Consider the following 21,457-nt stretch of genomic DNA (forward strand, 5'->3'; position numbering starts at 1 on the left):
TTCGCGGAGCATGGCGGCCATGCCTTGCACGGCCCATTGTCGAGCGCGAGTCTAGGGCCCCGCACGGGGGCCGGACTATGCCGAAAGCGGTCAACCGTGCTGGCGTTTTTTGCCACAGCGGCCATGCCGGAGGACAGCTGCCAGATGCGCGAAACCGATTCGGTCGCCGCTTATTACCTACGGGTCATGACCCACGCCCTGCAATCGCGGCCGGCGCGCCTGGCAGCGCTGCTGGCCGAGGTCGGCATCGACCCCGCGCTCCTCGAGCAGCCCCGGGCGCGGGTGCCTGGCAGCGCGTTCGCGGCCCTGTGGCTGATGCAGATCCGTGAATTGCACGACGAGTTCTTCCAGCTCGATTCCCACGGCTTGCCGCCCGGGGCCTTCGCCCTCATCTGTCGTGGACTGATCCAGGAACCGAACCTGGAGAAGGCGCTGCGCCAGTGCCTGAACAACTTCGGCCTGTTCCTGCGCGACCTGCGCGCCAGCCTCAGCATGCGCGGCAAGCGTGCGGTGATCAGCCTCCAGAGCCAGGGCGCCGAGCCGCTGCGCGCGCACTACGCCGAGGAAACCCTGCTGGTGCTGGTCATCAGCCTGTTGTGCTGGTTGGGTGGACGGCGGATTCCCATCGATCGTGCGGAGTTTCGCCATGCTCGCCTCAGCCTCGACGACGACGTGCTGCTGTGGGGCAGCAACCTGACCTGGAACGCCGGGCGCACCGAGATCGAGTTCGCCAGCCGCCTGTTGCGCCTGCCGGTGGTCCAGGACCTGGCTTCGCTCAAGGTATTCCTGCGCAGCGCCCCGCAATGGCTGGTGATCCGGTTTCGCAACCAGCACGGCCTCACCACCCAGGTGCACCAGCGCCTGCGGGGCAGCCACTACAGCCAGTGGCCGACCCTGGAAGCCTTCGCCAGTGAACTGCAGATGAGCCCCAGCACCCTGCGCCGGCGCCTGGAGCGCGAGGGGGGCTCCTACCAGGAGATCAAGGACGAGGTCCGGCGCAACGTCGCCGTGGACCTGCTGCGCCGCTCGGCGGCCAGCATCGGCGAGATCGCCGAATTGACCGGATTCCAGGAGCCCAGCGCTTTCCACCGGGCCTTCAAGAAATGGATCGGCGAGAGCCCCGGCCGCTATCGCGCGCGTTTCCAGCCCGCAGGGCCGGGCTAGCCAACGGCGCCGGGGCCTGGCGCGGGCTTCACTGGGGACGGGGCCTATAGGGCGCCACTAGCACCACCACGGCATCGAGCAGCGCTTCCTGGCGCTCCGGGGCGAAGCGTTCCGGTTCCACCGGCTGGACCATCTTCCAGCCATCGCCCATGGCGCAGATCTGGTCGGCCAGCAGCTCGGCATCGATATCGTCGCGGATATCGCCCTGGGCCTGGCCCTTGGCCAACATCGCGGCGAAGGACTGGCGGAAGCGGCAATAGCGTTGCTGGAAGATATCGGCCAGGGCCTGTTCGTGGCGGGCGTGGGTCAGCAGGTGGAAGAGGGCGGCGAGCAGGGCGTTGGTGTCGCCGCCCTTGCCCCAGCTCAGCCAGCTGGAAATGATCGTCTTGATGTCCACCCGGGGCTTGGCGGCCTCGCGCTCGAGCACGGCGTCGAACTGGTCGAACAGGTCCTGTGCGGCGGCGGCGAGCATCTCTTCCTTGTTGGCGAAATAGTAGGTCACCGCGCCAGTGGTGCAGTTGGCATATTGGGCGACGCGGCGCATGGAGGTGCCGATGTAGCCCTCTTGCGCCACCACGGCGACCACCGCTTTGAGCAGCTCTGCGCGCTTCTCCTCGTGGTTGCCGAGCGGGCGCCCCCGTCGCGCGGGACTGCCGGATTTGCCGCTTGCTGTCGTGGGGGATGGGGAGAGTCGAGAATCATGCATAGGAATGAGTGGGGTCTTTGGCTTGCCTGTCGGGGGGAAGCGGACTTCCTTGTGAGCCGCCAGCATAGGTAATTTCCATGGCAAAAGCATCCGCGACCAATGGACGAAACTAGCCGTTTTCAGGGTGAAAGTGCCGTGCTAGAGCGCTTGTCGTCATTTGCCCAATACTCCGGCCGATACTCAGGGGCAACTGCGTCCCGGCATCTGGATGCCATGCTGCCGGACCCGGCGGTACAAGGTCGCCCGGGAGATGCCCAGGGCCTTGGCGGCGGCCACGGGTTTCCAGCGATGGCGCACCAGGGCATCCAGCAGCGCCTGGCGTTCCGGGTTGCTCGCCGGGTCCGGGGCCTGGGTAGCGATTGCCTGGATACTGGCCCGGTGCAACTGCTCCGGCAGGTCCTGCAGTTGGATCACCGGCCCTTCGCACACCGCGCAGGCATAGCGCAGCACGTGGCGCAGCTGGCGCACGTTGCCCGGCCAGCGATAGCCCAGCAGGCACTCCAGGGCCGCGTCGCCCAGTTGCAGGGGCGTGCCGCAACGCTGGGACTCTTCTTCAACGATCTGGGTGATCAACGCCAGGCGGTCGCTGCGCTCGCGCAAGGGCGGTAGCTGGAAGCGCGCGCCGCCCAGGCGGAAATACAGGTCCTCGCGAAAGCTGCCATCGGCCACCAGCGCTTCCAGGTCGCGGTGGGTGGCGCAGATCACCTGGATATCCACCGCCTGGCGCCGCGCGGCGCCCAGCGGCGCCACCTCGCCCTCGGCCAGTACCCGCAGCAGGCGGGTCTGCAAGGCCAGGGGCATGTCGCCGATCTCGTCCAGGAACAGGGTGCCGCCGTCGGCCTGTTGCAGCAGGCCCTGCATGCCTTTGCTGGAGGCTCCGGTGAAGGCCCCGGCGACATAACCGAACAGTTCGCTCTCGATCAGGTTTTCCGGAATCGCCGCGCAGTTCAGCGCCACGAACGGCCGCTCGCGGCGCTGGCTGGCCTGGTGCAGCTGGCGGGCGAAGACTTCCTTGCCGCTGCCGGTCTCGCCCTGGACCAGCACCGGCAGGTGGCGATCCTTGACCCGCACCGCCAGGCGCAGGCTCTGCTCCACCCTGGGGTCCAGCGCCTGCCCGGCCAGTGGCAGCCGTGGCCGGCTGGCCGGCCTGCGCGGCGCTTGCAGGCGACCGTGCAGCTCGCCATCCAGGGGCCACAGCGCCTGGTCCCTGGCGCGCTGCAGCAGCTGGGTGTCGAACACCTGGGCGATGTGCCGGGGCACCTGGCCGTGGCGGCGCAGCAAGTAGGCCCGGGCGGCGGGGTTCAGCGCTTGCAGGCAACCGTCGTCGTCCCAGGCCAGCAGGAAGTCCGGCTGGCTGTCGACATAACCCGGGCTGGCGTGGGCCCGCAGGACCCAGTAGCCCTGGGCGCTGCTCATGAAGAACGCCTGCTCGATCGCCCGCGCGCTCTGTACCACCAGCTGGCGGATCAGGTGCTGGGAACGGCGATCGTCCGGCGAGCGCACCGCCGAGACGTCCAGCACCCCCAGCAGCCCACCCTGGGGGTCGAACACCGGGGCCGCGGAGCAGGTCAGGCCGATGAAGGCGGCGCGAAAGTGATCGCGCTTGTGCACCGTCACCGCAGCGCCGCTGGTGAGCACCGCGGCCACGCCGCAGGTGCCTTCCTCGCCCTCCGACCAGCAGGTGCCCAGGTACAGGCCGGCCTTGCGGCAATCGTTGCGGATGGCGGACTCGACCCGGTAGTCGATGGTGCGGCCCTGGGCGTCGGTGAGCAGCACGCAGTAGTCGGCATCGCGCACCTGGCCATGCAGGCGCGCCACTTCTTCGCTGGCGATGCGCAGGAACAGCTCCGAGCGCTCGCGGCACTGCTTGAGCAGGTCTTCGGAGAGGATGCGTGGCCCCTGCAGCGAGGCCGGGTCCAGGTGGTGCTGCTCCATGGAGCGGCGCCAGGAGTCGAGGATCAGGTTCGGCACCGGCGCCTGGGGCAGGTGCGCGGCGTTCTTCAAGACCCGGCTGACGCAGTCGACATGGGCGCGGGAATGGGCGGAAAGCATGACAGGCCTCCGGTTGCAGCTTCTTATCGTTGTGGGGCGCATTAAGCGCCGATCCGCTTCTTCGGACAAGCACCGGCTGGCCCGGCGGCGAGGTTGAGACGCAACGTCTCAAGGTCTCGCCTCTGCCCCGTGCAACCTGGCATGCAACGTCTCACCGGCACCGCCGGGCAAGGCGCCGAGGCCTGCGTGCCAGGCGCTCTGCGGCGGGCTTTTGCGCAAGGTTTTCGACAACTGGCACCGGCCTTGCTCTGGCTCTTGGCAACCCGCCGCAGGTTTCCCGCGGCGGCGGGCCCATCCAAGAACAAGAACAAGAACGAGGTATGCCATGCACTGTCCTGGCCGTGAACTGCCTGTGGTGACCTTATGAGCCGCCGCCCGTTGAGTGTCGGCATCATCGCCAACCCGGCCTCGGGCCGCGATGTGCGCCGCCTGACCGCCAATGCCGGGCTGTTTTCCAGTACCGACAAGGTCTGGGTGATCCAGCGCCTGCTGGCGGCCTTCGGCGCCACGGGTATCGAGCGGGTGCTGATGCCCACCGACATGACCGGCATGGCCGCCGCGGTGCAGAAGAACAGCCGCAGCCGCCAGGCCCGCGAGCAGCACTGGCCGGAGCTGGAGTTCCTCGACCTGACCCTGCGCCAGAGCGTCGAGGACACCCGCCAGGCTGCACGGTGGATGGCCGAGCGCGAGGTGGCGCTGATCGCCGTGCTCGGCGGCGACGGCACCCACAAGGCGGTAGCCGCCGAGGTCGGCGATATCCCGCTGCTGACCCTGTCCACCGGCACCAACAACGCCTTTCCGGAACTGCGCGAAGCCACCAGCGCCGGCCTGGCCGGCGGGCTCTACGCCAGCGGCCGGGTGAGTGGCGAGATCGCCCTGCGGCGCAACAAGCGGCTGCTGGTGCGCGAGCCTTGCCGGGGCCTCTGCGAAGTGGCCCTGGTGGACGTGGCGGTGTCGCCCCTGGCCTTCGTCGGGGCCCGGGCCATCAGCCGCGCCAGCGACCTGGCCGAGGTTTTCGTGACCTTCGCCGAGCCGCAGTCCATCGGTATTTCCGCGCTCTGCGGGTTGTGGCTGCCGGTGACCCGGCAACAGCCCCACGGCGCCTGGATGCGCCTGGCATCAGGTTCGCCCGAGGCGTTGCTGGTGCCCCTGGTCCCGGGGCTGTTGCAAGGCTGCGGGGTACTGGAGGCCGGCTACCTGCAACCGGGCCAGCCCCAGTCCCTGTGCCTGGGCGCCGGCACCCTGGCCCTGGATGGCGAGCGCGAGATCGAGTTCAACCCCGGTGACTGGCCCACGGTCACCCTGGATGCCGGCGGCCCGCTGAGCATCGACGTCAACGCGGTCCTGGAACACGCGGCGCGCCAGCGCCTGCTGGCCATCGACCGCAGTCACCGGCAACACCCCATGAACCTTCAGCCTGAAGACACCCCTGGAGAATAAAAATGTCGACACCCCTGAACGCTGACCAGCTGCTGCACGCCTACCGGGTGATGCGCACCATCCGCGCTTTCGAAGAGCGCCTGCATGTGGAGTTCGCCACGGGCGAGATCCCCGGTTTCGTCCACCTCTACGCCGGCGAGGAAGCCTCGGCCGCCGGGGTCATGGCCCACCTGCGCGATGACGATTGCATCGCCTCCAACCACCGCGGCCACGGCCATTGCATCGCCAAGGGCGTGGACGTCTACGGGATGATGGCCGAGATCTACGGCAAGAAGACCGGGGTCTGCCAGGGCAAGGGCGGCTCCATGCACATCGCCGATTTCGAGAAGGGCATGCTCGGTGCCAACGGCATCGTCGGTGCCGGGGCGCCGCTGGTGGTGGGCGCGGCCCTGGCGGCCCGGCTGCAAGGCAGCGACGGCGTGTCGGTGGTGTTCTTCGGCGACGGTGGCTCCAACGAGGGTGCGGTGTTCGAGGCCATGAACATGGCCTCGGTATGGAACCTGCCGTGCCTGTTCATCGCCGAGAACAACGGCTATGCCGAGGCCACCGCTTCGAACTGGTCGGTGGCTTGCGACCATATCGCCGACCGCGCCGCAGGTTTCGGCATGCCCGGGGTGACGGTGGACGGCTTCGACTTCTTCGCCGTGCATGAAGCCGCCGGCGCCGCCGTGGAACGGGCCCGGGCCGGGGAGGGACCGTCGCTGATCGAGGTCAAGCTGACCCGCTACTACGGCCACTTCGAGGGCGATGCCCAGACCTACCGCGCCCCGGACGAGGTCAAGCATTACCGCGAGCACAACGACTGCCTGATGCAGTTTCGCCAGCGCACCACTCGCTCGGGCCTGGTACAGGCCAGCCAGCTGGACGACATCGATGCCCAGGTGCAAGCGCTGATCGAAGACGCGGTGCGCAAGGCCAAGAGCGATCCCAAGCCGAGCCCGGCGGACCTGCTCAGCGACGTGTACGTCGCCTATCCCTGAGCACCTCCCCGCGATCTGTCGCTCGGCGCAGGCGCCCTGAGCGTCGCTCGCTCGGCCGTGAACAGGCTCCAAAGCCTCCTCCAAGAACAACAAGAGACCATCATCATGGCGAGAAAAATCAGTTACCAGCAGGCCATCAACGAAGCCCTGGCCCAGGAAATGCGCCGCGACCCCAGCGTGTTCATCATGGGCGAAGACGTGGCCGGCGGCGCCGGTGCCCCCGGCGACAACGACGCCTGGGGCGGCGTGCTCGGGGTGACCAAGGGCCTCTACCACCAGTTCCCCGGGCGGGTGCTGGATACCCCGTTGTCGGAAATCGGTTACGTCGGCGCCGCCGTGGGCGCGGCCACCCGGGGCGTGCGCCCGGTGTGCGAGTTGATGTTCGTCGACTTCGCCGGCTGCTGCCTGGACCAGATCCTCAACCAGGCGGCCAAGTTTCGCTACATGTTCGGCGGCAAGGCCCAGACCCCGCTGGTGATCCGCACCATGGTCGGCGCCGGCCTGCGTGCCGCGGCCCAGCATTCGCAGATGCTGACCTCGCTGTGGACCCACATCCCCGGGTTGAAGGTGGTCTGCCCCTCGTCGCCCTACGACGCCAAGGGCTTGCTGATCCAGGCCATCCGCGACAACGACCCGGTGATCTTCTGCGAGCACAAGCTGCTCTACAGCCTGCAAGGCGAGGTGCCGGAGGAGTCCTATGCGATTCCCTTCGGCGAGGCCAACTTCCTGCGCGACGGCAATGACGTGACCCTGGTGTCCTACGGGCGTACGGTGAACACCGCCCTGGACGCGGCCCGCGCGCTGTCCGGGCGTGGCATCGATTGCGAGGTCATCGACCTGCGCACCACCAGCCCGCTGGATGAGGACAGCATCCTGGAAAGCGTGGAGAAGACCGGGCGCCTGGTGGTGATCGACGAAGCCAACCCGCGTTGCTCCATGGCCACCGACATCTCCGCCCTGGTGGCGCAAAAAGCCTTCGCCGCCCTCAAGGCGCCGATCGAGATGGTCACCGCGCCCCATACCCCGGTGCCGTTCTCCGACGCCCTGGAAGACCTGTACATCCCCGACGCGGCGAAGATCGAGAACGCCGTGCTGAACCTGATCGAGTGGAGCCGCCGATGAGCCAGATCCATACCCTGACCATGCCCAAGTGGGGCCTGTCGATGACCGAGGGCCGGGTCGATGCCTGGCTCAAGGAAGAAGGCCAGAGCATCAGCAAGGGCGATGAAGTGCTGGACGTGGAGACCGACAAGATCTCCAGCAGTGTCGAGGCGCCGTTCTCCGGCATCCTGCGTCGCCAGGTGGCGCGCCAGGACCAGACCCTGGCGGTGGGCGCGCTGCTGGGCATCGTGGTGGAGGGCGAGGCCAGCGACGCCGAGATCGACGCGGTGATCGAGCGGTTCCAGGCCAGCTTCGTGCCCGGCGACAACGCCGACGAAGACAGCGGCCCGGCGCCGCAGAAGGTCGAGCTGGGCGGCCGGCTGATCCGTTATTTCGAACGGGGTGAAGGCGGTACGCCGCTGGTGCTGGTGCACGGTTTTGGCGGCGACCTCAACAACTGGCTGTTCAACCATGAAGCCCTGGCCACCGGGCGCCGGGTGATCGCCCTGGACCTGCCGGGCCACGGCGAGTCGGCCAAGGCCTTGCAGCGGGGCGACCTGGACGAGCTGAGCGAGGTGCTGCTGGCGCTGCTGGATCACCTGGACATCGCCCAGGCACACCTGGTGGGGCATTCCATGGGCGGTGCGGTGTGCCTCGACACCACGCGCCTGGCGCCGCACCGAGTGCGCTCCCTGACGCTGATCGCCAGTGCCGGCCTGGGCCATGAGATCAATGGCGACTACCTGCAAGGCTTCGTCGAGGCGGGCAATCGCAATGCGCTCAAACCGCAGTTGGTGCAGCTGTTCTCCAACCCCGAGCTGGTGAACCGGCAGATGCTCGACGACATGCTCAAGTACAAGCGCCTGGAAGGGGTGCAGCAGGCCCTCGGGCAGCTGGCAGGCACGCTGTTTACCAACGGCCGCCAGCAGGCCGACCTGCGTCCGGTGGTGCAGGGCGGCGAGCTGCCGGTGCTGGTGATCTGGGGCAGCGACGACCGGATCATCCCGGTGAGCCACAGCGCCGATCTCAAGGCGCAGGTCGAGGTACTGCCGGGGCAGGGGCACATGGTGCAGATGGAAAGCGCGGAGCAGGTCAATCGCCTGATCCTCGACTTCATCCAGCAGCACTGAGGTTCGCTGCGCCGGCCAGGGGGCCGTCGCAGCTCTACGACAATCAGGAGAAGCCACGATGAGCGTTTCCCTCAAGCCAGTTGCCAGCATGCGCGCCGCGGTCTGGCACGGCCGCCACGATATCCGTGTCGAAGACGTGCCCCTGCCCGAAGCGCCGCCTGCCGGCTGGGTGCAGATCCGCGTCGACTGGTGCGGCATTTGCGGTTCCGACCTGCATGAATATGTGGCAGGTCCGGTGTTCATTCCGGTGCAGGCGCCGCACCCGCTGACCGGGATCAAGGGCCAGTGCATCCTTGGCCACGAGTTCTGCGGCCAGATCGTCGCCCTCGGCGCCGGGGTCCAGGGCTTCAGTGTTGGCCAGCCCGTGGCGGCGGACGCCTGCCAGCACTGCGGTACCTGTTATTACTGCACCCACGGGCTGTACAACATCTGCGAGAACCTGGCCTTCACCGGGCTGATGAACAACGGCGCCTTCGCTGAGTTGGTCAACGTGCCGGCCAACCTGTTGTACGCCTTGCCGGCCAACTTTCCCGCCGAGGCCGGGGCGCTGATCGAGCCGCTGGCGGTGGGCATGCACGCGGTGAAAAAGGCCGGCAGCCTGCTGGGGCAGAACGTGGTGGTGGTCGGCGCCGGCACCATCGGCCTGTGCACCATCATGTGCGCCAAGGCCGCCGGCGCGGCCCAGGTGATCGCCCTGGAAATGTCCGGGGCGCGCAAGGCCAAGGCCCTGGAGGTGGGCGCCAGCCTGGTGCTCGATCCCAAGGAGTGCGATGCCCTGGCCGAGGTCAAGCGCCTGACCGGTGGCCTGGGGGCCGATGTCAGCTTCGAGTGCATCGGCAACAAGCACACCGCCAAGCTGGCCATCGACCTGGTGCGCAAGGCCGGCAAGTGCGTGCTGGTGGGCATTTTCGAGGAGCCCAGCCAGTTCAACTTCTTCGAACTGGTGGCCACCGAGAAGCAGGTGCTGGGAGCCCTGGCCTACAACGGTGAGTTCGCCGATGTGATCGCCTTCATCGCCGATGGCCGCCTGGATATCACGCCGCTGGTGACCGGGCGCATCCAGCTGGAGGACATCGTAGGCCAGGGTTTCGAGGAGCTGGTCAACAACAAGGAGCACAACGTCAAGATCATCGTTTCACCCAGTCGGCTCTAGCGCCCGACAGCGGGCGATTTGGCGATGGCCGGCCACTGCCATCGCACTTTTTTACCGTTTTGCGTTCTATGGGCAGGCCTGGCTGCGCCGATCCCCGCTGCAGCTCGTGAATGTCGACCCGGTGCCGATGGCCTACGCTCCCTCTTCTTGCATGATGCAAACCCCGTTTCCCACCTTGCTATTGGCAGGCCTGCTGATGCTCGGCGCCACCGGCTGCACCCAGCAGCAGGGGCGTGATATCGCCAACCAGTTTCGCAATGGCAAGGCCGACGAGTTCTTCCAGACCAGCGTCGATCGCATGGCCACCATCGGCATGCGCGACAACCTGCAGAGCCTGTACCTGCTGATGGGCAAGCTGTACCTGCGCAACCCCAGCCAGTGGCGCAAGTCCGGGTACCCCGATGGCACCACGGCGCAGCGGGAGATCCGCAATGCCATCGAACAGCGCCAGCCGCTGCCGGCCCTGGGCGATCGCCGGGACCTGGCGGCCCTGAGCTATTCCCTGAGCCCGGAGTTCCAGGGCGACCGGGTCGGCGCCTTCATCTACGCCATCGGCAGCATGCTGGTGACCGCCCATGGCGGGCGCACCGAGTTCTACATGACCGACACGCTGGACCCGCAATTCATCAGCAATGCCGCGCGCAATATCGAAAAAGCCACCTGGATGCTGGGCCAGCGCCAGGATGCCAGCGGCGTATTGCTGCTGTTCTCCAACGAGATCTCGGAGGAGGGCAGCAACCTGAGTTTCGCCGTGGAGTTCGGCAAGATCGTCGCGCGCCTGGACTTGCTGACGCAGATCCTCGACGAGCGCTATCGGCGGGTGGGACTCAACTATGCGCAGAGCCTGTTGCTGATGAACTTCCTGCCGGTGCAGTAAGTCGCACCTGCGACAGCGACGAAGCGAAGATCTGTTGCCGCTGTCGAGCCAGGGCGAGGCTGCGCGAAGGCCTGTGGGGCCTTGCATGGGAATTCTCCAGCAGGTCTCGATCCCTGCGGGCCCTGCAATACCGTGCGCAGCCTGGAGGAGCGGCTACACGAGGTGGGCGCGGCGGCGTAGACTCGCCGTCCCCCAAGTACAACAACAGGACACCCCATGAACTCCCTGGGCTTCAAGCAGGTCGACGTCTTCAGTTCCACGCCCCTCAAAGGCAACCCGGTGGCCGTGGTGTTCGATGCCGATGGGCTCGACGACCAGCAAATGGCGAGGTTCGCCAACTGGACCAACCTCAGTGAAACCACATTCATCCTCAAGCCGCGGGACCCGCGTGCCGACTATCGCCTGCGGATCTTCACCACCCTGGACGAGCTGCCGTTCGCCGGCCACCCGACCCTGGGCAGCTGCCATGCCTGGCTGGAGTCCGGTGGGGTGCCCAAGGGCCAGGAGATCATCCAGGAGTGCGCGGTGGGCCTGGTGCGGATCCGTCGCCAAGGGCAGCAATTGGCATTCCTGGCGCCGCCCCTGCTGCGCTCCGGGCCGGTGGCGCCCGAATTGCTGGAGCAGGTGTGCCAGGGCCTGCGCTTGGCGCCATGGGCGCTCGTCGATGCCCAGTGGGTCGATAACGGCGCTGGCTGGCTGGCGGTGATGCTCGCCGAGCGCCAGCAGGTGCTGGAGCTGCAACCCGACTATTCGCAGTTGAGCGGCCTGGCGGTGGGGGTGATCGCCCCTTGCGACCCGGAGCGCGACGAGAGCGATGCGCAGTTCGAAGTCCGGGCCTTCATCGCTGGCGACGGCATGCCCGAGGACCCGGCCACCGGCAGCTTGAACGCCGGCATTGCCCAGTGGTTGCTGGGGGCGGGTCTGGCCCCGGCGCGCTATCGGGTCAGCCAGGGCCTGAGCATGGGGCGCGCCGGTTGCATCGAGGTGGAGCAGGTGGGGGACGAGGTGTGGATCGGTGGCAACGCAGTGACCTGCATCGATGGACATCTGACGCTGTAGTCCAGCCCCGGAACTGCCCTGGCATGCTTGCGGCGGATCGTCGCAGCAAGCCGCCCGGCCCTCGTGGCGAGTGCCTGAACACCGGGGTTGCCGGCGATTGTTACCTGATCGGCAAGGCTCTCTTGAGCATCCCGGGTTTGTACCCGGGCGGCCGCAGGCATAAGCTTTCAGCCTTTTTTCGATATAGCTCAAGTTGTCCCGCGCCCAGCCTTAGGAAAAACCATGTCCAGTCAGTTTCCAGAAGCCCGTCCTCGTCGCCTGCGTCGCTCCGAACAGCTGCGCAGCCTGTTCCAGGAAACCGAGTTCACCCTCAACGACCTGGTACTGCCGATTTTCGTCGAGGAGGAAATCGACGATTTCGTGCCGATCAAAAGCATGCCCGGCGTGATGCGCATTCCCGAGTCCAAGCTCGCCAGCGAGATCGAGCGTTATGCCCGCGCCGGGATCAAGTCGGTGATGACCTTCGGCGTGTCCCACCACCTGGATGGCGACGGCAGCGATACCTGGCAGGAAAACGGCCTGGTCTCGCGCATGTCGCGCATCGCCAAGGACGCGGTGCCGGAGATGGTGGTGATGTCCGATACCTGCTTCTGCGAGTACACCGAGCATGGTCATTGCGGCGTGATGCACGGCCACGAGGTGGATAACGACCAGACCCTGATCAACCTCGGCAAGCAGGCCGTGGCCGCCGCCCGTGCCGGTGCCGACGTGATCGCCCCGTCGGCAGCCATGGACGGCCAGGTCCAGGCGATCCGCCGGGCCCTGGATGCCGCCGGTTTCACCCAGACGCCGATCATGGCCTATTCCACCAAGTTCGCCTCGGCGCTCTATGGCCCGTTCCGCGAAGCCGGCGGCAGCGCGCTCAAGGGCGACCGCAAGAGCTACCAGATGAACCCGATGAACCGCCGCGAAGCGGTGCGTGAGTCGTTGCTGGACGAGCAGGAGGGCGCCGACTCGCTGATGGTCAAGCCGGCGGGCGCCTACCTGGACATCATCCGCGACATCCGCGAAGCCTCGCGCCTGCCAGTGGCGGCGTACCAGGTCAGTGGCGAGTACGCGATGATCAAGTTCGGTGCCCAGGCCGGGGCGATCGACGAGCAGCGCGTGGTACGCGAGAGCCTGGGCTCGATCAAGCGTGCCGGCGCCGACCTGATCTTCACCTACTTCGCCATGGACCTGGCCCTGGCCGGGATCTGACTCCCGCCGCGCCGGTGCCCAAGACCACGGACGTCATCGCGACGTTCGTGGCTATTGCCAAGCCTTCCGCCCCTACATGACAATGCGATTCATTATCAAATATGAATCCCCTCTGTCATGCCCGCCGACGACTTAACCCTGAGCTGTGCCGTCAACGACCTCTATCTCGACCATCATGGCTGGCTCCAGGGCTGGCTGCGCCGCCGCCTGGGCAACACCTGCGATGCGGCGGACCTCGCCCAGGACACCTTCGTGCGGGTGCTCAAGGCGCGCAATGCCCTGGAGATCCGTGAGCCTCGGCCCTATCTGTCGCGGATCGCCAATGGCTTGCTGATCGACCTGTTCCGTCGTCGCTCCCTGGAGCAGGCCTATCTCGAGGCCCTGGCCCAGGTGCCCGAGGCAGAGCACCCCTCGCCTGAAGAGCAGGGCATGCTGCTGCAGGCCCTGATGGAGATCGACCGCTTGCTCGATGGGCTGGGGGCCAAGGTCAAGCAGGCCTTCCTGCTGTCCCAGTGCGATGGCCTGACCTACGAGCAGATCGCCATGCGCCTGGGGGTGTCGGTACGCAGCGTCAACAACTACATGGCCAAGGCGATGGAGCATTGCTGCCTGATGCAGATGCGGATGCAACGCGGATGAGCCTGCCACCGCTGCAATTGAGCGTAGGCGAGCGCCAGGCCATCAGCGCCGCCGCCCGCTGGTATGCCCAACTGCGCTCCGGTACGGCCAGTGAACAGGACCAGGCGGCGTGGCGTGAATGGCTGGCGGCCGATCCGTTGCACCGCGAGGCCTGGGCGCAGATGCAGGCACTGGGTGAGCAGATGTCGGCGCTGCCCGGTGGCCTCGCCGGTTCCACGTTGCGCGGAGCCGGGCGTTCGCGTCGTCAGTTGATGCGCAACCTGGTGGTGCTGGCTTCGGCGGGCTCCCTGGGGTGGCTGGGCTGGCGTAGCGACAGCGCCCAGCAACTGTTGGCCGACTATCGCACCCAGGTCGGCGAACGCCGAGAAGTAGGCTTGGCGGACGGCAGCTCGCTGCTGCTCAATACCAATACGTCGGTCAACGTGCAGTTCGACGGCGAGCAACGCAAGGTGTCCTTGCTCTGGGGCGAGATGCTGGTCAGCACCGGTGCCGACTCGTTGCAGCGACCATTCCAGGTGTTCACCCGGCACGCCAAGGTGCTGGCCCTGGGCACGCGCTTCCTGTTGCGCAGCGACGAGCATGAAGACCAGGTCGCGGTGCTCGAGCATGCGGTGCAGGTCAGTCTCGGGCATGGCAGTGCACCGCGCCGGGTCGAGGCCGGCCAGCAACTGGCGTTCAGCGCCCGGGACTTTGCCGCATTGCGGCCCAACGATGCATCGGTGGGCGCCTGGCGCCAAGGCAGCATCATCGCCATCGACCGCCCCCTGGGTGAATTGCTGGCCGACCTTTCGCGCTACCGGCGCGGGGTCTTGCAGTGCGACCCGCAGATCGCCGGGCTGAAGGTCTCCGGGGCCTTTCCCATCGACGACACCGATCGAGCCCTGGCGGCGTTGCAAAGCGGCTTCTCGTTGCAGGTCAAGCGCTATACCCGGTATTGGGTGCGGATTTCCGCCAGCCACGTGGGCTGATCGGCTGCGTGAAAAATAATTGTTCGCGTTTGCACTATTGTCGGGCCTGGTCCGGCTCATCCCCCAGTGGATTCATTTTCAGGATTGGGGGATGGCAAAGCATGTCTGATGTACACAAGTCCAAGCGGGTGCTGGCGGTCAGGATCGGGTTGTGGGGGGCGCTGACGGCCCACGCCATGGTGCTGGTACCGGCAATGGCGGTGGCTGCCAGCGAGCAGACGCGAGTTCGCCACTTCGATATCGCCGCTGGCGAGCTCACCGAGGTGTTGAGCCGTTATGCCAGCGCCGCGGGGGCGGCCATTTCCTTCGATGCCCGGCAGACCGCTGGCCTGCGCTCAGCCGGCCTGCAGGGCGACTATGGCGTGCAGGAAGGTTTTGCGCGGATCCTTGCCGGCAGTGGCTGGCAGTCCGAACCCCAGAGCAACGGCAGCTATGTCTTGCGCCCCGTACCCCAGGGCAGCGGCGCCCTGCAGTTGGGCACCACCCAGGTCCAGGGCCAGGAGCTGGGGGCGACCACCGAATACTCCGGCTCCTACACCACGGGCGCGGTGACCATCGGCAAGGGCCAGCACTCGCTCAAGGAAACCCCGCAGTCGGTGACCGTGATTACCCGCAAGATGCTCGATGACCAGAACCTCAACACCATCGACCAGGTGATGGAGAAAACCCCGGGCATCACCCTCTACGACTCGCCCATGGGCGGCAAGTACTTCTACTCCCGGGGCTTTCGCATGACCGGCCAGTACCAGTACGACGGCGTGCCCCTGGACATGGGCAGCAGCTACGTGCAGGCCGACAGCTTCAGCAGCGACATGGCCTTTTATGATCGGGTGGAGATCCTGCGTGGCGCCGCCGGCATGCTCAAGGGCGCGGGCGGTACCGCAGGCTCGGTGAACTTCGTGCGCAAGCGTGGCCAGGCCACGCCGCACACCGAGCTTGCGATGTCCGCCGGCAGTTGGGAAAACTATCGGGCCCAGGTGGACACCGGCGGGCCGTTGAACGATGCCGGCACGGTCCGTGGCCGGGCGGTGGTCACCCAGCAGACCCGGCAGTACTTCTATGACCTGGGCGAGCGCAAGGACCAGGTCTACTACGGCGCCCTGGATTTCGATCTTGGTGACGACACCACCCTGGGCCTGGGCATGGCCTATGAAGACGTCGATTCGCGCCCATGCTGGGGCGGCCTGCCGCGCTACAGCGATGGCAGCGATCTCAAGCTCGGCCGTTCGACTTGCCTGAACGCCGCCTGGAACAACTCGCGCAGCAAGCGCGCGACCTATTTCGCCGACCTCCGGCAGCAGCTCAACGATGACTGGGCGCTGAAGGTGGCCGGGGTCTACAGCCGCAACACCCAGGACATCGAGTACGCGTTCCCCAGCGGCTCGGTGCCGGTGGGCGCCAGCCGCTCCAATACCCTGATGCTGGCCAGCACCTTTGACTACGACCAGGTGGACTATGGCTTCGATGCCTATGTCGACGGGCGCTTCCAGGCCTTTGGCCAGGAGCACGAACTGACTGTCGGGGCCAATGCCAGCCGCTCGATCAAGGACGACTTCTTCGCCGTGGCCAGCTTGCCGCAACGGCAGAATGTGCTGGACCCCGATCACCACCTGCCCAAGCCCGATGACAGCTACTACCAGGCCAACTCCAGCCGGGGCGGCCCCTCCGATATACGGATCCAGCAGCAAGGGCTGTATTCCACCCTGCGCCTGAAACTGGCCGACCCGCTGACCCTGGTGATGGGCAGCCGGGTCAGCTGGTACAAGTCGCAGAACGATGCCGTGGCCTACTGGCGCGAAACCCGTACGCCCAGCAGTGCCCGTTCCAAGGAAACCGGCGAGGTCACCCCGTTCGCCGGGATCTTGTATGACCTCAACGACAACCTGACGCTGTATGCCAGCTATTCCAGCATCTTCACCCCCCAGGGCAACTACCGGACCCTGGATGGCACCACCCTCAAGCCGCTGGTGGGCAAGAGCTACGAAGCAGGGATCAAGGGCGAGTGGTTCGATGGCCGCCTGAACAGCGCCTTCAGCCTGTTCCGCACGATCCAGCAGGATGCCCAGCAGGACGACCCGGCATGCCCCGACAGTACGTGTTCGATGAACTCGGGCAAGGTCCGCGCCCAGGGCTTTGAAGCCGAAGTCAGTGGCGAGGTGATCGAGCGCCTGCAGGTGCTGGCCGGCTACACCTATACCCAGACCAAGACCCTGGAGGACGCCGACCGCAACAACAACGGCCAGCCATTCAACTCCTATGTACCGCGGCACCTGTTGCGCGTCTGGGGCGACTACCAGCTGGGAGGTGCTCTGGAGCGCTTTACCTTGGGGGCCGGGGTCAATGCCCAGAGCGACAACTTCCGCGTCTCGCCTGCCAGCGGCAAGCACATCAGCCAGGCCGGTTATGCCATCTGGAACGGGCGGATCGGCTACCGCATCGACGACACCTGGTCCCTGGCGCTGAACGGCAACAACCTGTTGGACAAGCGCTACTACACCACCATCGGTACCGAAAACTTCGGCAACTTCTATGGTGATCCGCGCAACTTCACCCTGTCGGTCAAGGCCGACTTCTAAGGCCCGTGAGGCGGGGCTGGCTGATGCCGGAACCGCCTTGCCAATACCGATGGAGCGGGGCAAGTCTCACGGCGTCCTGGGCAACGCCGTGGCGGGCTGTGGGGATATCTGCTGTTCACGGAAATACCGCTCCAGCACCTGCGGGTCGGCCGAACGCTCCGCTAGCGCGACGTAGGTGTCGGGGCGCAGCAGGTACAGGGCGTTGCGCACCAGCCCGGCCTCGGCATGGGCCGGCAGCCAGTCGAAGCTCGACAATGGGACACCCCGGGCCTGGCACCAGTCGCGCAAATCCTCATTCGCCTCGCCATACACATGCACCTGCCAGCCCAGGTACTCCAGGCTGTCGAAATTGTCTTGCCCCTCGGTCCTGACCCAGGGCAGGCGATCGCCGCCGTGGACCGGGCCGACGCCGCCGGCGCTCAGGGGCATGCCGCGGTAGTTCAGGGTGATCTGCGACACGGTGCGAAACAGGAACTCCCGGGCCCGCTCCACGGCGGCGATCTTCGGCAGTAGCAGGGGCGCCAGGCGGGTCCGCACCAGCTGGGCGATCGGCCCATCGGCGGTGGCGAAGCTGAACACCCGGTCGGTGGTGGCCACCAGGCGCCGGGCGAACTCCATGCGCTCGATGCCGTAGCTGTCCAGCAAGCTCTCGCTGGCCTGGCCCTTGAGTACCGCGGCCAGCTTCCAGGCCAGGTTGATCGCGTCGCCAATCCCGGTGTTCATGCCCTGGCCGCCAGCGGGGCTGTGCAGGTGCGCCGCGTCGCCGAGCAGGAACGCCCGGCCGCAGCGGAATTGCTCGGCCACCCGATGGTGCACCCGGTAGCTGGAGAACCAGTTGACCTGGCCGACCTCCACCTTGAGCTGGTGCATGGCGCGCTGGCTGACATCCTCGAAGCGCAGGTGCTCCGGGTGCTCGGCGCGTTCGTCGCGCACGGTGCCGATCAGTCGCGCCCGGCCACTCTGGGCCAGGGGAAACACCGCAAGGAAGTCGGCATCGTCCAGGTCCACATGCAACTGGCCATCGAGGCTCGGGCCGCCGGCCTCGACATCGGCGACGTAGAACACCTGCTGGTAGGTGCCGCCGGGGAAGGCGCTGCCCAGGGTCTTGCGCACGACGGAGTGGGCACCGTCGCAACCGGCCAGGTAGAACGCCTGGCAGTGTTCTTCGCGGCCGTCGGGGCCGCGCAGCCGGGCGTTGACCAGGTGGCCGTGGTCGGTGAAGGCCAGCAGTTCGGTGTCGCGCTCGACCTGGGTGCCCAGCAGGGCCAGGCGCTCGATCAGCAGTTGCTCGTGTTCGTCCTGGGGGAAGATCTGCAGGAAGGGGTAGGGCGTCAGGTCGCCGCCGATGGCATTGAACGGCAACTGCGCGGCCCGCTCGCCCTTGACCCAGAGGTTCACCGCCGGCACGTGGTAGCCACGCTCGACGATGGCCTGGGTCAGGCCCAGCTGGCGATACAGCTCCAGGGTCCGGGCCTGCACCGCCAGGGCCCGGGACGTGGTGCCCGGGCCGTGGGTCTTGTCGATGATCCGCACCTTGACCCTTTGCTGGCGCAACCAGAGCGCCAGGACCAGGCCGGTGGGGCCGGCGCCGCTGATCAGTACGTCGCTGCAGTTCATGTCTGGATCCTCGGCAAGGAAGTCAATGTCATGGGCCTGGCGCTTTGCCACGGGTTCAGCGCTGGGCGAAGGCCAGGTTCAGCCCCAGGCCGGCAAAGCTGGCGGCGAAGCTGCGGCGCAGCCAGTCCTGGACCTTGGGCGACTCGATCACCGCGGTGCGGAACAGGTTGGCCAGCAGGCCGTAGAGCACGAACACCAAGAAGGTCATGGCCATGAACACGCCGCTCAAGAGCAGCATCTGCGGGATCGGGTCGCTGCCGTCGTGGTTGATGAACTGCGGCAGGAAGGCGAGGAAGAAGATCGTCAGCTTGGGGTTGAGGATGTTCAGCAGGCAGGCCCTGAGCATCAGCGCGCCGGCGCCCTGGCTGACCGCGTTGCTATCGACGGCGAAGGCCGAGCGATCGCGCCAGGTGGCGTAGGCCAGGTACAGCAGGTAGGCGACCCCGGCGAACTTCAGGCCCTGGAAAGCCAAGGCGCTGGTGTGCAGGATCGCCGACAGGCCGAGGATCGAGGCCAGCAGGTGCGGGACTATCCCGCCGGTGCAGCCGATGGCGGTGAACAGGCTGGCGCGCTTGCCGACCAGCAGGGCCGTGGAAATGGTGAGGATCACGCCGCTGCCGGGGATCAGCACGACGATCAGGCTGGTGATCAAGAAATCCAGGTTCAACATCCGGGCAGAACTCCTTGGCAAGGCGGGGGAGTCGTCGAACATACACCCAGGCGGGGATGTGCAGTAGATGGATTCTAGTCGGCCCTGTTCTTGTTGCCGGCGATTTGAGCGGATCTGTAACCGCTGCCGAGCCTGCAGTAGCGGCTATACGAAGCCGATCACAGCGGGGCAGGGGAACGGCGCTACAGCTCTTCGGTCGAAGCTCGCGTTCGTTGCTTTACTTGCATGGGACCGGGTCCCGACTTTCCTTGGAGAACCATGATTTCACATCGCCTTGTCGGCAGTTTCCTGGGCCTGCTGTTGTTGGCCGGTTGTGCCAGCCAGCCCGGTTCCCGCTCGCCCCAGATACCTGCCGAGCAGGTCCAGGCGCGCATCCTGCGACTGTTGCCCGCCCAGGTGAACGATCGCCAGGGCTGGGCCCGGGATATCCAGGTGGCATTCAGCGCCCAGGGGCTCGAGCCCAGTCCCGGCAACCTGTGCGCGGTGCTGGCGGTGGCCGAGCAGGAGTCCGGTTTCCAGGTCGATCCGGCGGTGCCGGGCCTGGGGCGCATTGCCCGGGATGAAGTCGATCGTCGCGCGGCCAAGGTGCATGTGCCGGCGATGCTGGTCAGCGCCGCGTTGCAGGTGCGCTCCGGCGATGGCCAGTCCTACAGCCAGCGCCTGGCCAAGGCCCGTACCGAAAAGGAGCTGAGCGCGATCTTCGATGACTTCATCGGCCAGGTGCCCATGGGGCAGACCCTGTTCGGTGGTTTCAACCCGGTGCACACCGGCGGGCCGATGCAGGTCAGCATCGCCTTTGCCGAGAAACATGCCCAGGGCTATCCCTATTCACCCCGGGACTCGATCCGCCATGAGGTCTTCAGTCGTCGCGGTGGCCTGTACTTCGGCATCGCCCACCTGCTGGGTTATCCGGTGAGCTATCCGCAGCCGCTGTATCGCTTCGCCGACTTCAACGCTGGCTGGTACGCCAGTCGCAATGCCGCGTTCCAGGCCGCAGTGAGCCAGCTCAGCGGGATTCGCCTGGCGCTCGATGGCGACCTGATCCGCTACGACTCGATCCTGCCCGGCAGCACCGAGCTGGCAGTACGCACCCTGGGCAAGCAGTTGGGGCTGCGCAACCCGGTGATTCGCGACCAGCTGGAGCAGGGCGACAGCGCGCAGTTCGAGCAAACCGCGCTGTACCGAAAGGTGTTCGCCCTGGCCGACCAGGCCAAGGGCAAGGGCGTGCCGCGGCAGATACTCCCGGGCATCGAGCTCAAGAGCCCGAAGATCACGCGCCAGCTGACCACCGCCTGGTTCGCCAAGCGGGTGGACGAGCGCTATCAGCGTTGCATGGCGCGTCAGTAGGCTTGGCATCGGCGCATCCGCTATGCCAGGATGCGCCATGAATTTTTTCCGGCTCGGCAAGCGCACCCATCACCATCGACCTCATTCCAGGGGCCGTGGTCGCGTATGCGCGTCGAGCCGTCAGTGATGCGCATCCCTCGCCACTGACCCTCGATTCACCACCAAGGCGCCCTGCAAGGCGCCTTTTTTATTGTCTGTAAAAAACCTGAGGAACTACCCATGACCATGCTCCGTGGCACGCGAATGATCACCGGCGAACAAGCCGCCAACCTGCGCATCCTGGAGGGCCGGTTCCGGAGCTGGCTTCATCGAAGCGGGTGCTGAAGAGGTCATAGTCCCGGCCTTGTGGGGCCAGGACACCTTCATCGAGAAGGCCGGTGGCAGTGAAGTCATCGGCCAGATGTGGGCCTTCGCCGACAAGGCCGGACGCCCGTGCTGCCTGATCCCGGAAGCCACCGCGCTGTTCCAGGAAACCGCTGGCCAGCTGCTGGCGGGACGGAGGCAGGCAATGTTCTTCTACGTTGCCCGTTGCTATCGCTACGAGAAGCCCCAGGCCGGGCGCTACCGTGAATTCACCCAGCTGGGACTGGAGATCCTCGGGCCCGATCCACGCCAGGCACTGCTGCAGGCGCAGCAGTTGTGCACCGGCTTCCTGGATGCCTTGGCGCTGGACTATGAGCTCAACCTGGGGGTCAAGCGTGGCCTGACCTATTACCTGGATGGCGAGGGTTTCGAGGTGCGTTGCCGGCGCCTGGGGGCGCAGCAGCAAGTGGTGGGGGCG

18 protein-coding genes are annotated in these 21,457 nt (G+C 66.6%); 14 read left to right on the top strand and 4 right to left on the bottom strand.

Features of this window, described 5'->3' with window-relative positions; translation table 11 throughout:
- Positions 1-144 precede the first annotated feature (144 nt).
- Entirely contained in the window at positions 145-1,164 is a 1,020-nt protein-coding gene (locus AC3WK8_RS25755) for an AraC family transcriptional regulator (protein ID WP_103326730.1), read from the top strand.
- Positions 1,165-1,192: 28 nt separating this feature from the next.
- Here the strand turns inward: AC3WK8_RS25755 and AC3WK8_RS25760 are convergent, their stop codons facing one another.
- A complete protein-coding gene (locus AC3WK8_RS25760) occupies positions 1,193-1,936 on the bottom strand; it encodes a TetR/AcrR family transcriptional regulator (protein ID WP_404697296.1) in 744 nt (247 codons plus the stop codon).
- 114 nt (positions 1,937-2,050) lie between these two features.
- Complete coding sequence (locus tag AC3WK8_RS25765; protein WP_103326711.1) at positions 2,051-3,922, bottom strand: sigma-54-dependent Fis family transcriptional regulator; 1,872 nt, start codon at positions 3,920-3,922, stop codon at positions 2,051-2,053.
- A 363-nt stretch (positions 3,923-4,285) separates the two neighbouring features.
- Here AC3WK8_RS25765 and AC3WK8_RS25770 point away from each other — a divergent pair, with 363 nt between their 5' ends.
- The 11 genes from AC3WK8_RS25770 to AC3WK8_RS25820 all read left to right on the top strand — a co-directional run bounded on the left by AC3WK8_RS25770 (position 4,286) and on the right by AC3WK8_RS25820 (position 17,042).
- Complete coding sequence (locus AC3WK8_RS25770) at positions 4,286-5,362, top strand: ATP-NAD kinase family protein (RefSeq protein ID WP_103326713.1); 1,077 nt, start codon at positions 4,286-4,288, stop codon at positions 5,360-5,362.
- A gap of 2 nt (positions 5,363-5,364) precedes the next feature.
- Positions 5,365-6,342 (top strand): thiamine pyrophosphate-dependent dehydrogenase E1 component subunit alpha, encoded by a 978-nt coding sequence (locus AC3WK8_RS25775; RefSeq protein WP_085600013.1) that lies wholly within the window; start codon positions 5,365-5,367, stop codon positions 6,340-6,342.
- 105 nt (positions 6,343-6,447) lie between these two features.
- Positions 6,448-7,464, top strand: coding sequence for an alpha-ketoacid dehydrogenase subunit beta (locus tag AC3WK8_RS25780; RefSeq protein WP_085600015.1), 1,017 nt, complete (start codon positions 6,448-6,450; stop codon positions 7,462-7,464).
- Positions 7,461-8,573 carry an acetoin dehydrogenase dihydrolipoyllysine-residue acetyltransferase subunit gene (locus tag AC3WK8_RS25785; RefSeq protein ID WP_085600019.1) on the top strand — a complete coding sequence of 371 codons (1,113 nt, stop codon included), beginning with the start codon at positions 7,461-7,463 and terminating at the stop codon, positions 8,571-8,573. The genes AC3WK8_RS25780 and AC3WK8_RS25785 overlap by 4 nt, the downstream gene beginning before the upstream one ends.
- Positions 8,574-8,661: 88 nt before the next feature.
- Positions 8,662-9,726, top strand: coding sequence for a 2,3-butanediol dehydrogenase (locus tag AC3WK8_RS25790; RefSeq protein WP_256578786.1), 1,065 nt, complete (start codon positions 8,662-8,664; stop codon positions 9,724-9,726).
- A gap of 151 nt (positions 9,727-9,877) precedes the next feature.
- On the top strand, positions 9,878-10,603 hold the full coding sequence (locus tag AC3WK8_RS25795; protein WP_371857934.1) for a hypothetical protein: 726 nt from the start codon (positions 9,878-9,880) through the stop codon (positions 10,601-10,603).
- Between the two features lie 216 nt (positions 10,604-10,819).
- Positions 10,820-11,662 carry a PhzF family phenazine biosynthesis protein gene (locus tag AC3WK8_RS25800; RefSeq protein WP_103326715.1) on the top strand — a complete coding sequence of 281 codons (843 nt, stop codon included), beginning with the start codon at positions 10,820-10,822 and terminating at the stop codon, positions 11,660-11,662.
- Between the two features lie 222 nt (positions 11,663-11,884).
- A complete protein-coding gene (hemB, locus tag AC3WK8_RS25805) occupies positions 11,885-12,859 on the top strand; it encodes a porphobilinogen synthase (RefSeq protein ID WP_022643592.1) in 975 nt (324 codons plus the stop codon).
- 117 nt (positions 12,860-12,976) lie between these two features.
- The gene (locus tag AC3WK8_RS25810; RefSeq protein WP_085600025.1) at positions 12,977-13,498 is read left to right on the top strand and encodes a sigma-70 family RNA polymerase sigma factor; all 522 of its coding nucleotides are present in this window, start codon (positions 12,977-12,979) and stop codon (positions 13,496-13,498) included.
- On the top strand, positions 13,495-14,466 hold the full coding sequence (locus AC3WK8_RS25815) for a FecR family protein (RefSeq protein WP_103326718.1): 972 nt from the start codon (positions 13,495-13,497) through the stop codon (positions 14,464-14,466). The genes AC3WK8_RS25810 and AC3WK8_RS25815 overlap by 4 nt, the downstream gene beginning before the upstream one ends.
- Before the next feature lie 101 nt (positions 14,467-14,567).
- Positions 14,568-17,042 (top strand): TonB-dependent siderophore receptor, encoded by a 2,475-nt coding sequence (locus tag AC3WK8_RS25820; protein WP_103326720.1) that lies wholly within the window; start codon positions 14,568-14,570, stop codon positions 17,040-17,042.
- Positions 17,043-17,108: 66 nt separating this feature from the next.
- Here AC3WK8_RS25820 and AC3WK8_RS25825 read toward each other — a convergent pair whose 3' ends face one another.
- Entirely contained in the window at positions 17,109-18,659 is a 1,551-nt protein-coding gene (locus AC3WK8_RS25825; protein ID WP_103326722.1) for an FAD-dependent monooxygenase, read from the bottom strand.
- 55 nt (positions 18,660-18,714) lie between these two features.
- The gene (locus tag AC3WK8_RS25830) at positions 18,715-19,329 is read right to left on the bottom strand and encodes a LysE family translocator (protein ID WP_103326724.1); all 615 of its coding nucleotides are present in this window, start codon (positions 19,327-19,329) and stop codon (positions 18,715-18,717) included.
- 258 nt (positions 19,330-19,587) lie between these two features.
- Here AC3WK8_RS25830 and AC3WK8_RS25835 point away from each other — a divergent pair, with 258 nt between their 5' ends.
- Together AC3WK8_RS25835 and AC3WK8_RS25840 are read left to right on the top strand one after the other, a co-directional pair.
- Complete coding sequence (locus AC3WK8_RS25835; RefSeq protein WP_085600035.1) at positions 19,588-20,676, top strand: DUF1615 domain-containing protein; 1,089 nt, start codon at positions 19,588-19,590, stop codon at positions 20,674-20,676.
- A gap of 307 nt (positions 20,677-20,983) precedes the next feature.
- Positions 20,984-21,457, top strand: a 474-nt coding sequence (locus tag AC3WK8_RS25840; protein WP_103326734.1) for an ATP phosphoribosyltransferase regulatory subunit, incomplete at its 3' end; no start/stop codon positions are given.

The sequence above is a fragment of the Pseudomonas sp. FW507-12TSA genome, from assembly GCF_058781435.1.

Bases quoted from the DNA above. Each gene is read 5' to 3' on its own strand.
- AC3WK8_RS25800 (WP_103326715.1), top strand. From the start codon at position 10,820: ATGAACTCCCTGGGCTTCAAGCAGGTCGACGTCTTCAGTTCCACGCCC.
- AC3WK8_RS25835 (WP_085600035.1), top strand. From the start codon at position 19,588: ATGATTTCACATCGCCTTGTCGGCAGTTTCCTGGGCCTGCTGTTGTTG.
- AC3WK8_RS25760 (WP_404697296.1), bottom strand. From the start codon at position 1,936: ATGCTGGCGGCTCACAAGGAAGTCCGCTTCCCCCCGACAGGCAAGCCA.
- hemB (WP_022643592.1), top strand. From the start codon at position 11,885: ATGTCCAGTCAGTTTCCAGAAGCCCGTCCTCGTCGCCTGCGTCGCTCC.
- AC3WK8_RS25825 (WP_103326722.1), bottom strand. From the start codon at position 18,659: ATGAACTGCAGCGACGTACTGATCAGCGGCGCCGGCCCCACCGGCCTG.
- AC3WK8_RS25785 (WP_085600019.1), top strand. From the start codon at position 7,461: ATGAGCCAGATCCATACCCTGACCATGCCCAAGTGGGGCCTGTCGATG.
- AC3WK8_RS25775 (WP_085600013.1), top strand. From the start codon at position 5,365: ATGTCGACACCCCTGAACGCTGACCAGCTGCTGCACGCCTACCGGGTG.
- AC3WK8_RS25780 (WP_085600015.1), top strand. From the start codon at position 6,448: ATGGCGAGAAAAATCAGTTACCAGCAGGCCATCAACGAAGCCCTGGCC.
- AC3WK8_RS25830 (WP_103326724.1), bottom strand. From the start codon at position 19,329: ATGTTGAACCTGGATTTCTTGATCACCAGCCTGATCGTCGTGCTGATC.
- AC3WK8_RS25790 (WP_256578786.1), top strand. From the start codon at position 8,662: ATGCGCGCCGCGGTCTGGCACGGCCGCCACGATATCCGTGTCGAAGAC.
- AC3WK8_RS25810 (WP_085600025.1), top strand. From the start codon at position 12,977: ATGCCCGCCGACGACTTAACCCTGAGCTGTGCCGTCAACGACCTCTAT.
- AC3WK8_RS25755 (WP_103326730.1), top strand. From the start codon at position 145: ATGCGCGAAACCGATTCGGTCGCCGCTTATTACCTACGGGTCATGACC.
- AC3WK8_RS25820 (WP_103326720.1), top strand. From the start codon at position 14,568: ATGTCTGATGTACACAAGTCCAAGCGGGTGCTGGCGGTCAGGATCGGG.
- AC3WK8_RS25795 (WP_371857934.1), top strand. From the start codon at position 9,878: ATGATGCAAACCCCGTTTCCCACCTTGCTATTGGCAGGCCTGCTGATG.
- AC3WK8_RS25815 (WP_103326718.1), top strand. From the start codon at position 13,495: ATGAGCCTGCCACCGCTGCAATTGAGCGTAGGCGAGCGCCAGGCCATC.
- AC3WK8_RS25765 (WP_103326711.1), bottom strand. From the start codon at position 3,922: ATGCTTTCCGCCCATTCCCGCGCCCATGTCGACTGCGTCAGCCGGGTC.
- AC3WK8_RS25770 (WP_103326713.1), top strand. From the start codon at position 4,286: ATGAGCCGCCGCCCGTTGAGTGTCGGCATCATCGCCAACCCGGCCTCG.